The sequence below is a fragment of the Nostoc sp. DedVER02 genome, assembly GCF_034530675.2.
Classification (GTDB): Bacteria; Cyanobacteriota; Cyanobacteriia; order Cyanobacteriales; family Nostocaceae; genus Nostoc.
Map to the genome: position 1 here is coordinate 1 of NZ_JAVRCP020000071.1, position 11,436 is coordinate 11,436.

At 39.8% G+C, this 11,436-nt stretch carries 8 protein-coding genes; all 8 read left to right on the forward strand.

All coding sequences use genetic code 11. The features are described from left to right. The coding region (locus RMZ41_RS31665) for a non-ribosomal peptide synthetase (protein ID WP_409876307.1) at positions 1 to 4,117 on the forward strand (4,117 nt) is incomplete at its 5' end. A gap of 39 nt (positions 4,118 to 4,156) precedes the next feature. Then, positions 4,157 to 4,954, forward strand: a complete 798-nt coding sequence (locus tag RMZ41_RS31670; protein ID WP_322642654.1) for a hypothetical protein — start codon at positions 4,157 to 4,159, stop codon at positions 4,952 to 4,954. Between the two features lie 59 nt (positions 4,955 to 5,013). After that, positions 5,014 to 6,120 (forward strand): zinc-binding dehydrogenase, encoded by a 1,107-nt coding sequence (locus tag RMZ41_RS31675; protein WP_322642653.1) that lies wholly within the window; start codon positions 5,014 to 5,016, stop codon positions 6,118 to 6,120. A 39-nt stretch (positions 6,121 to 6,159) separates the two neighbouring features. Continuing rightward, positions 6,160 to 6,981: a pyrroline-5-carboxylate reductase gene (proC, locus tag RMZ41_RS31680; RefSeq protein WP_322642652.1), complete on the forward strand. Its 822-nt coding sequence runs from the start codon at positions 6,160 to 6,162 to the stop codon at positions 6,979 to 6,981. Between the two features lie 102 nt (positions 6,982 to 7,083). Continuing rightward, positions 7,084 to 9,075: an ABC transporter ATP-binding protein/permease gene (locus RMZ41_RS31685; protein ID WP_322642651.1), complete on the forward strand. Its 1,992-nt coding sequence runs from the start codon at positions 7,084 to 7,086 to the stop codon at positions 9,073 to 9,075. Positions 9,076 to 9,718: 643 nt separating this feature from the next. Continuing rightward, a complete protein-coding gene (locus RMZ41_RS31690) occupies positions 9,719 to 9,853 on the forward strand; it encodes a microviridin/marinostatin family tricyclic proteinase inhibitor (protein WP_322642650.1) in 135 nt (44 codons plus the stop codon). A 284-nt stretch (positions 9,854 to 10,137) separates the two neighbouring features. After that, entirely contained in the window at positions 10,138 to 11,130 is a 993-nt protein-coding gene (locus RMZ41_RS31695; protein WP_322642649.1) for an MvdC family ATP-grasp ribosomal peptide maturase, read from the forward strand. A gap of 45 nt (positions 11,131 to 11,175) precedes the next feature. Continuing rightward, positions 11,176 to 11,436: MvdC/MvdD family ATP grasp protein (locus RMZ41_RS31700; RefSeq protein WP_409876311.1), on the forward strand; the 261-nt coding region annotated here is incomplete at its 3' end.

Genomic DNA, 11,436 nt, shown 5'->3' on the forward strand with positions numbered 1-11,436 from the left:
ACCCGCTTGGCCTCCGACTCCACTGTCTTATGCTCAACAGCGTCTTTGGTTTTTAGACCAGTTGGAGCCGAACAGTGCCATATACAACATTCCTATGGCTTTGCGTCTAGTCGGAACACTTAATCAAGTTGCCTTAGAACAAAGCTTGTATGAAATTATTAATCGCCACGAAGCCTTACGCACCAACTTTGTGATAGTTGATGGCAAACCAACTCAAATTATTCAAACACAAAGGAATTGGACAGTTTCAGTTGTTGACTTGAAGCATTTATCAACAACTGAACAAGAAATTGCTACACAGCAATTAGCGCAACAACAAGCTAATCAACCGTTTGACTTAACAAATCAAGCATTAGTTAGGGCAACATTAATTGTGCTGTCCGAGACTGAACACGTTTTGAGTGTATGTATGCACCATATTGTCTCTGATGCCTGGTCAATGGGTGTGTTTATCCAAGAACTAGCAGCACTGTACAACGCTTACTCTCAAGGTGAGCCGTCGCCTTTAACACCACTGTCGATTCAGTACGCAGATTATGCACTGTGGCAAAGAAATTGGTTGCAAGGCTCGGTACTGCAAACTCAACTAAGTTACTGGCAACAGCAACTCAAAGATGCACCAGCCTTGTTGTCACTGCCCACAGACCGACCCAGAGGATCTGTGCAGACTTTCGCTGGTGGACATCTTGAGTTTGCACTCTCAGTTGAGTTAAGCAATAAGCTGACAAAATTGAGCCAGGAGCAAGGTTGTACTCTCTTTATGACGTTGTTGGCAGCGTTTGATACGCTACTTTACCGCTACACAGGTACGGAAGATATTTTGGTGGGTTCGCCAATTGCTAACCGTAATCGTAATGAAATTGAAGGGTTAATTGGCTTTTTTGTCAATACTTTGGTGTTACGTACTGACTTATCAGGCGATCGCAGCTTTAACGAATTACTTGGTCGCGTTCGATTGATGGCAATGGATGCTTATGCTCATCAAGACTTACCTTTTGAAATGCTGGTAGAAGTATTGCAGCCAGATCGGGATCTCAGTCATACACCACTTTTCCAAGTGATGTTTACCCTCCAGAATGTGCCTATGTCTGAGATAGAGCTTGCTGATTTAACTATCAGTTCTTTGCCAGTAGAAAGCGCAACTGCCAAGTTTGATTTGTTTTTATCAATGCAGAACACTGTGAATGGACTGGTGGGTGTATGGGAATATAACACTGACTTATTTGATGCCAGTACAATTGAACGGATGACTGGACATTTTGTGACATTGCTCTCTGGAATTGTCGCTAACCCAGAGGAGCGGATTTCGCAATTGCCTCTGCTATCACAGACAGAGCAACAGCAGTTATTAGTTGAATGGAACAATACTCTGACGGATTATCCCCGTGATAAATCTATCCATCAGTTGTTTGAGGAACAAGTAGAGCGTACACCCAATGCAGTGGCGGTGGAGTTTGAAAATCAACAACTCACTTATCAGCAGTTAAACTGCCGTGCTAACCAGTTGGCGCACTACCTGAAGTCTTTAGGAGTATCCGCAGATGTGCTGCTAGGCATTTGTGTAGAGCGATCGCTAGATATGGTAGTAGGATTACTTGGCATTCTCAAAGCTGGTGGGGCTTATGTGCCACTCGATCCAAACTACCCTCAAGAGCGTTTGGCTTTCATGTTAGAAGATGCTCAAGTTTCAGTGTTGCTAACCCAATATTCACTCCTCGACAGATTACCTCAGCATCAAGCAAAACTTGTTTGTTTAGATACTGACTGGCAGATGATTTCTCAGTCAAGTGAGGATAATCTCATCTCTGATGTGCAAGCAACTAATTTGGCTTATGTAATTTATACCTCTGGTTCTACAGGTAAGCCTAAAGGTGTAGCCTTGAATCAGCTTGCTCTTTGCAATTTAATTCTGTGGCAACTGCAAAATAATACAATTTCCACTGGAGCAAAAACGCTGCAATTTGCTCCTATTAGCTTTGATGTCTCCTTCCAAGAAATGTTTACTACCTGGTTTTCGGGAGGCACATTGTTCTTAATTACGGAGGAATTGCGCCGAGATACCTCAGCTTTGTTAGGTTTTCTCCAAGAAAAAGCTGTTGAGAGACTGTTTGTTCCCTTTGTAGCCTTACAGCAACTAGCTGAAATTGCTGTTGGTAGTGAATTAGTTAATAGTCATCTGCGGGAAATCATTACTGCTGGGGAACAGTTACAGATTACTCCCGCGATTTCTCAATGGTTAAGCAAACTAACTGATTGTACTTTGCACAATCATTACGGGCCATCGGAGAGCCATGTAATCATCACTTTTACTCTGAACAACTCAGTAGAGGCTTGGCCACTACTGCCTCCGATTGGTCGTCCCATTGCTAACACGCAAATTTACATCCTGGATAAGTATTTACAGCCTGTACCCGTGGGTGTAGCAGGAGAATTGCATATTGGTGGTGTCTCTTTGGCGCGAGGCTATCTCAATCGAGCAGAGTTAACACAACAGAGATTTATCCCCAATCCCTTTAGCACTGACCCTGATTCACGCCTCTACAAAACAGGGGATTTAGCCCGCTATTTACCGGATGGCAACATCGAATACCTGGGGCGCATTGACAATCAGGTTAAGGTGCGAGGCTTCCGCATTGAATTGGGAGAAGTTGAAGCAGTACTGAGCCAGCATGGAGATGTGGAGGGATGTTGTATCATTGCCCGCGAAGATACTCCGGGTGATAAAAGGCTAGTTGCTTACGTGGTAGCACATCAGCACTGTACACCCACAATCAATGAACTGCGGCAATTCCTGAAAGCAAAGCTACCAGACTACATGGTGCCAAGCGCTTTTGTAATGTTGGAATCAATGCCACTAACTCCTAGCGGCAAAGTAGACCGCCGTGCATTGCCTGTACCGGATTTACACAGCAGTAATTCAGACAAATATGTTGCTCCACGCAACCAAGTAGAACTGGAACTAACGCGAATCTGGTCAAGAATTTTGAAAGTTGACAAGGTGGGAGTAAAAGATAATTTCTTTGACCTCGGTGGTCACTCTCTTTTAACTCCTTACTTAATGGCTCAAATTAAAAAGCAGTTTGATAAAGATATTGCGATCGCCAGCCTTTACCAAAATCCAACTATTGAACAATTGGCAACTATTGTACCATTCGATTCAGATTCTAAGAGTGGATCTCCCTTGGTAATACTTCAGCCGCACGGTTCTAAGCCACCTTTGTTTTGTCTTCCTGGGGCTGCGGGCTATCCCTTTTACTTGTATGATTTAGCCCGTTGTCTGGGTGCAGACCAACCATTTTACAGTTTCCAAGCAATTGCTCCTGGTGAAGCAGGAGAACTAATTACCCAAGTTGAGGATGTAGCCGCCCGTTATATTCAAGAACTCTTAGTTGTTCAACCACAGGGGCCGTATTTTTTAGCAGGGCATTCTTTTGGCGGTAAATTAGCCTTTGAAATGGCGCAACAGTTACTTCGTAAAGGTCATAAGGTTGCTTTAGTTGCCATTCTTGATACTACAGCACCATTTAATCAGAAAAATCCATCAGCGTTTGATTTGGATAACACTAAATGGTTGGCTGAATTAGCAGACACAATCGAAGTTGTTTATGGGAAAAAGATGGATTGTTCTGTTGATACTCTTCAATCTATGGTTTGGGAAGATCAGCTGAAATACGTTCTAGAAAGGTTAAAAGATGCTGATATATTACCTCCTGACGATGAAATTACGCAGCTTAATAATATGGTGCAACTGCTCAAAGCTAACGCTATGGTGAATTATGTACCACAAGAGATTTATCCAACCAAAGTTACTCTCTTACGCGCCAAGGATAATGTCGTCAAGGTTGATGAATCTAATAGTGAAGTACTTTCTGATATTTTGCAGGATTTGTACTGGGGCTGGAGCAAATTTTCTGTCGAACCAGTGGATGTCCATTTTGTCCCAGGTAATCATGTGACGATGATGAATCTGCCCCACGTTCAGGTTTTAGCGGAACAGTTGAAAGCTTGCATTGAGCAAGCGCAAGAAGTTAGAGGCGATGAATATAAACCTGATTTTGATAATCAGATTCGCCCTATCAAGTTCTTATCTAACCAACATCCTGTAGATATTAAGTGAGTTCATGTGAGTTCAAATTTAAATATAAGGAATGGTATTATGACTGCTACTTCTAACCAGATTAAATCCAAGGTTTGGGATAAAAAGCAAGAGTATCCCTTAACTACAGAGTCTTTAAGAATGCTGTTGGAAAACCGAATTCCTTTAATTCGGCTAAGGGAATTCGCCACATCCCAAGAGTGTGAGATGTTAGTCAATCAAGCTGAATTATTCAACTTTGACTGCTATCAAAATGTGAATCCCAAAATTGAGCGAATTGGTATCACCGTGTTTGAATATAATCGCATTAGTAAAGCAGCTTATTTTCAAGCAGTAGAACGCACAACTAAATTAAGAGACTGCATTATGGCAGCCTCTTTTAATCCATTAGAACGCTTAATGGTGAAAATTCGAGAGTGTACAGGTGCGACTGTACGAATTGCTTCGGAACCACTCTATGGTAGTTATTATGCAGGACTGATCAGAAAAATAGAGCGGGGTACTCAACTTCATATTGATTATGCTCCATTAGAACAATCAAAATGGGAAATTGGTACAGTTATTTATCAACTTTCTTGGAATTTGTACTTGAAATTTTCTCCAAGCAATCATGGTCAAACACGCATTTACGATCGCCAGTGGCAACCAGGAGATGACCAATATAAACTCGATTCCTACGGCTATGGTGATACAGTAATTGCAGATGCAGACGCGATCGCCTTCCAACCTTATGTAGGAGATGTGTTCATTTTCAATACACGCAACTATCACACCGTTGAACCGATGGATGGACAACGTGTGACTTTCACCTCTGCGATCGGATTACTACCTAACGGTGAAATTATTTTGTGGTCTTGAATGTGATAAATAACTAAGAAGCAAGAAGCAATTTGGTAAATTATAGTGAGGAGTAATTCATGCCCTTAGCAGCTGTGATGACTGCACCTAATCAAGCAGTTGAAGTGCAACAATTACCAGAGCCGATTCTAGAAAAGGGTGGAATCATTCTTGAAACCTTATATTCTGAGGTTTGTGGAACTGATGTACATTTACTACATGGGCGTTTAGAGGGAGTACCATATCCCATCATCCCTGGACACTTCTCAGTTGGTCGTGTGGTGGAAACAGGTGGGCAGGTTAATGATGTCAATGGTAAATTAATTCAGCCTGGAGCGATCGCTACTTTTTTAGATGTTCATGAAACCTGTTACAACTGCTGGTATTGTCTAGTAGCCAAAGCATCCACTCGCTGTCCAAAACGCAAAGTTTATGGTGTCACCTACTCAGCCAAAGATGGGTTGCTGGGCGGTTGGTCTGAACTGATTTACCTCAAACCAGGAGTCAAAGTTCTCACTTTACCCGAAGAAGTCTCACCCAAGCAATTCATTGCTGGGGGGTGTGCTTTACCAACTGCACTACACGCTATCGATCGAGCGCAGATTCAAATTGGTGATGTTGTCGTGGTACAGGGTTGCGGGCCTGTAGGTTTGAGTGTGGCAATTCTAGCTTTGCTCTCAGGTGCGGGCAAAGTAATTGTAATTGATAAATTTGAGAGCCGATTAGTAGTTGCAAAATCCTTCGGTGTAGATGAAACCCTTGCAATTAAAACTGATGAGCCACGACAACATATTGAGCGGGTTTTGGAATTAACAAATGGACACGGTGCTGATGTCACTATTGAAGCTACAGGGATTCCTATTGCTGTCAAAGAGGGCTTAAATATGACCAGAAATGGAGGCCGCTATGTTATTGTCGGGCATTACACAAACACGGGTGAAATTCTCATCAATCCACACTTAGAGATTAATCTAAAACATATTGATATTCGCGGGACTTGGGGAATTGATTTCAGCCATTTTTACAGAATGATTGAATTACTAAAACGTCATAGCGATTCTAGTAAAAATATTGCTTGGTCAAGCATAATTAGTCGTTCATATACACTAAAAGAAATTAATCAAGCACTGGCAGATGTAGAGCAAGGCTCTGTATTAAAAGCTGTGATTCAACCTAATCTGTCTTGATGCCAATATATCAAATGACTTAGATAATAGGGAGAAGATATGCTCAAAGATTTACAAATTGCCTTTATCGGTGGTGGCACGATGGGCGAAATGATAATTAGTAGATTGTTATCAACAAAAATTGTTCCCAAAGCCGATCTAATTATAGTCAGCGATCCAGTTTCTGCGCGATGCCTTCATTTAGAAAAGGAATATGGAGTACGTACTACAACCTCCAATATAGAAGCGGTTCTTGGCGCATATATTGTGATATTGGCGGTGAAGCCGCAGGTTTTAGCAGAAGTTCTGGGTATGCTTAAGGATAAAATTCCACCTAATGCTTTAGTAATTAGTATTGTGAGTGGAGCGAGTATTTCATCTCTGTGCCAAGGGTTGAATCATCCTGCTGTTGTCCGTACAATGCCCAATATTGCAGTACAAGTTGGTCATGGGACTACAGTGTGGAGTGCATCATCAAGTGTGACAGAGATACAGCGATCGCATACCCAAGTCATTTTACAAGCATTAGGTAAGGAATTTACTACCCAAAATGAACATTACCTTGATATGGCAACGGCGTTGAGTAGCGCGGGGACTGGATTTGTGTTTCTCTACATCGAAGCGATGATTGATGCTGGCGTTCAGATGGGTTTAACCCGGACACAAGCCCAAGAACTAACATTGCATACGATTGCTGGTAGTGTAGAACTGATGTTTCACACGAGTGAACATCCAGCAGTTTTACGAAACAAGGTAACAAGTCCTGGGGGAGTGACTGCTGCTGGTCTTTACGAGTTAGAAAAAGGTGGTATGCGAACTGTTATTTCTAATGCAGTGCTTACCGCTTTGAGCCGCACTCAACAATTAGGTAATATCAGTTAAAAAATTAGCCATGATTGGGGTTACTCATTCGGTACTTATGACTGATTATTCAACACTAATAAGTATTAAAGTTGATAAAAGATTTTAATTTATTTTTCAAATATGCCAACACAAGTTGTTCAAGCTCAACCCTCAAAGAATGTTTTTTCAGATTTTATCCAATTCTGGGAAAATGCCAAAGCGATCGCTGGGCCTTACTGGTATCCAACAAAGCCAGGACAAAGAGCATTCTCAGACGTAATTCGTGCATGGGGAATGCTTATTCTCTTAATATTACTAATAATTGCATTTGTAGGTGTAACTGCTTTTAATAGTTTTATTAATCGCTACATAGTTGATATCATACTTCAAGAAAAAGATTATTCTAAATTTATTAATATTATATACTATTATGCTGCTGGACTTGTCTTGGTAACGCTTTTATTAGGATTTTCTAGATTTGTTAGAAAACAAATTGCTCTTGATTGGTACAAATGGCTTAATAATCAGATTTTAGATAAATATTTAAGCAAGCGTGCTTATTATAAAATTAATTTTAAAGCTGATATTGATAACCCAGATCAACGTTTATCCCAAGAGATTGAACCAATTACCAGTAATGTCCTCTATTTTTCAGCTACTTTTCTAGAAAAAGTACTGGAAATGATAACTTTTGCAACAATTATCTGGTCAATTTCTCAACAGATTGCTGTTGCTCTGGTTATTTACACGATTATAGGCAATTTTATTGCTGTCTACTTAAATCAAGAATTAAATAGTATTAATCAAGCAGAAATTGAATCTAAAGCTGACTATAATTACTGCCTAACTCATGTTCGCACTCACGCTGAATCAATAGCTTTTTTTCGGGGAGAAAAACAAGAATCAAATATAATTGAACGCCGATTTATTAAGTTGACCACAAACATTAAACGCAAGATTGATTGGGAGAGAAATAGAGACATTTTTAACAGAGCATATCAAGTTGCTATAGAACTTTTTATGTTATTCATACTTGCGCCTTTGTATATTAAAGGTGAAATTGATTTCGGACAAGTTGGACAAGCTAGTGTAGCTAGCTTTATGTTTGCTACTGCTTTGGGAGAACTAATAACTGCATTTGGCAGTTCTGGAAATTTTTCGAGTTACGTTGAGCGTTTAGCTGAGTTTTCGAGTGCGTTAGAAGATGTTACCAAACAACCGGAGAATGTAAGCACCATTAAAATAATAGAAGAAAAGCATCTTGCTTTTGAAAATGTCACCTTACAAACACCCAACTATGAACAGGTAATTGTTGAAGATTTATCGTTGTCTGTTCAACCGGGAGAAGGTTTATTGATTGTTGGCCCAAGTGGTCGAGGTAAAAGTTCTTTGTTGCGAGCGATCGCTGGTTTGTGGAATGCGGGAACTGGCCGTTTAGTGCGACCTCCATTAGAAGAAGTTTTATTTTTACCCCAACGTCCTTACATAATTTTGGGAACTTTGCGCGAACAATTGCTCTATCCTAATACCAGTCGTCAAATGACTGATGCAGAACTCAAAGAAGTTTTGCAACAGGTCAACCTACAAAACTTATTGAGTCGAGTTGATGGCTTTGATACAGAAGTTCCTTGGGAGAATATATTATCGATAGGAGAACAACAACGCTTGGCTTTTGCACGGCTGTTAGTTACTCATCCTAGCTTTACTATATTGGATGAAGCAACGAGTGCTTTAGATTTGCAAAATGAAGGAAGTTTATATCAACAGTTACAATCAACAAAAACAACATTTATCAGTGTTGGGCATCGGGAAAGTCTGTTTGATTATCATCAATGGGTTTTGGAACTTTCACAAGATTCCAGTTGGCAACTTGTGACTGTGCAGGATTATCGAAATCAAAAAGCAATAAATATTCAAAGCACGCCTAATAATGAGTCGCAAAATCAATCACAAATATTGACAGAAACAATCACAAACGAAGGACTTTCTCATAAGGAAATAAGTGAATTAACTAACTATTCTATTAGCACTATTAGAAGTAAGGCAAGCAAAGGAGATTCTATTACTACTAGGGATGGCTTGACGTACCGCTATGACAAGAACTCAAGTGTGTTGAAATGGCTGAGAGTTTAGCGGTTAGACAATCTGTTAAGTCTGTTGAATTCTCACCTATGAAAGAATAGTTTTCTATTTTGATTTTTAAAAATCGTCCTTGTTCAGAACCCCGAATTTTTAAAAAATCGAGGTTTTTGTTGTTCACTAATGACTTATAGGACTAGTATTTGATTTCTGAACGAAATTAAATATTGTAGAGTGTGTTAGAACGGAGTTCGTAACGCACTAGTATCAAGAGTTTGATGCCGTACTCTCCGCGCTCACATCCTACGTATATTTTCAGCAATCAAACCGGATTCCTATATCACTGGTGTGTAATAGGAATCTGGTTTATTATTAAACATAATTATGTATGAAAGAAGTTAACAGCAAAGAAAACAGGCAAGAGTAGGGGCGGGTTTAAAAATGTTATTAACTACTAATGATGATTTCGGCGATCTCACCCCTACTTGTTCAATAATCAAATAAAATTACTATAATTTGATCTTGATTACTTAACTTAATAATTATTAAATAATATTTTCTTAACTTTCTTAACTTTCTTAACTTTCCTAACTCCCTTAGAACAATTACTTCTTAACTGTCTTAACTGACCTTGAAAATATACTGAATTAATGATATATTTTTACTTGAAAAAGCAATTTACTTTAAGGAAAAGTCTATGTCTACAAAGACAGTAAAAACAGTGAATGTTGTAGCATTACCATTCTTTGCACGTTTCTTGAAAGAGCAAGCTACTGAAGGAACAGAGGTTCCTTGGACTTACAAGTTTCCTTCAGATTTGGAAGATAAATAATTTAGTCTTCTGCATCTGAAAGTATCTTTCTTGTCAAGGGGATACCTTATAATTGGCGGAATCATAATTTAAGAGAGTTATCAAATAACTAAAAACTACTCATAGAAACGCGATGGTGCAGAGCGTCCGCCGTAGGCGATCGCTTTCATATTATTTTTCCATAACATGGAGGTGATTGCTTTTTCCATTTCCCTAATTTTTTTAAAAGTTTGAGTTTCTAAAAAGCAATTTGTTTGCTACTCCTTGAATAGCTACCTCCTAGAATTATCAAAAAAGTATATTTTATGCACCTGTCTCGTGATGTTGTTTTACTAATCACCCATAGTGGTGATTTCTTCACAATAGATAGAGTAGCAGAAGCTTTATCAAAAAAAGGGGTACAATCATTCCGTCTAGATACTGATAAATTTCCTCTAGAAGTGCAATTAACAGCACATTTTGACAAGTCTAAAAGCTACCACACTATAGAATATAACAATCACTGTATCAGTACAGAGCAGGTGCAAGCTGTATGGATGCGTCGCATTTGGGAACCACAACTGAGTCAAGAATTAGCGCCAAAGTTCCGAGATGCTTGCATTAGAGAATCACTTGCAACTTTAGATGGTTTTTGGGACAGTCTTAAGGGGGCTACGTGGGTAGATAATTTAGAGCGGATAGATTATGCAAGTAACAAGCTGCGTCAACTGCGGATTGCGTCTGAAGTAGGTTTTGTTATTCCCCAAACTCTTGTTACCAATAAAGCCCAAGCAGCACGAGAGTTTTTTGGGCAAGTCAACGGCAAAATGGTCAGTAAGCTCTTAACTGCTCTTTCCCGCAGTATGGAAGCTAACTCCTCGTTTTTTATGTACACCAGCATCGTCAAGGAAAAAGATTTAGAAGATGCCGAATCACTGCGCTATTGCCCAATGGTTTTTCAAGAGCAAATTCCAAAGCAACAGGAATTACGGGTGGTGTATGTAAATGGTAATGTATTCGTGGGGGCGCTAAATGCAGATGTGTATGCAGCAGCCAAAGTTGATTGGCGTAAACCTGGTGTTGAAGTTGGTGCATGGCAACATCACCAGCTTCCTGATGAAGTAATTCGCCGTCTCAAAGCCTTTATGGGGAAAATTGGGCTGTTGTTTGGAGCCTTAGATTTCATCGTTACACCATCAGGCGAATACGTCTTTTTGGAAATCAACCCTGTGGGGGAGTGGGGAATGCTCGAAAAGGATTTAGGCTTACCAATTGCAAGTGCGATCGCAGATGCTCTTGTACTAATTCGTAATTCGTAATTAAGAAAGTCAATTACTGTAGGGTATCTTAGGCGCAACTCAATTATGACCGTATTAATAGTTACGTTTAGTAAAGACAACGAAAGCATTCCTTTAGTTATTAAAGAAATTGAGGCTAGAGGAGAAAAAGCATTTCGGTTTGATACAGACAGATATCCCACTGAAGTAAAACTAGATATTTACTCTGGCGTTACTGAACGAGTAATTATTACTGATGGCGAACAGAAGTTAGATTTAAGTGAAGTCTCCTCAGTTTGGTATCGGCGGATGCGCTACGGACAAAAAATCCCTGACTCAATGGACAAG

Excerpts from the sequence above, each read along its gene's own strand:
- RMZ41_RS31685 (WP_322642651.1), top strand. The coding sequence starts at position 7,084 with ATGCCAACACAAGTTGTTCAAGCTCAACCCTCAAAGAATGTTTTTTCA.
- RMZ41_RS31695 (WP_322642649.1), top strand. The coding sequence starts at position 10,138 with ATGCACCTGTCTCGTGATGTTGTTTTACTAATCACCCATAGTGGTGAT.
- proC (WP_322642652.1), top strand. The coding sequence starts at position 6,160 with ATGCTCAAAGATTTACAAATTGCCTTTATCGGTGGTGGCACGATGGGC.
- RMZ41_RS31690 (WP_322642650.1), top strand. The coding sequence starts at position 9,719 with ATGTCTACAAAGACAGTAAAAACAGTGAATGTTGTAGCATTACCATTC.
- RMZ41_RS31670 (WP_322642654.1), top strand. The coding sequence starts at position 4,157 with ATGACTGCTACTTCTAACCAGATTAAATCCAAGGTTTGGGATAAAAAG.
- RMZ41_RS31675 (WP_322642653.1), top strand. The coding sequence starts at position 5,014 with ATGCCCTTAGCAGCTGTGATGACTGCACCTAATCAAGCAGTTGAAGTG.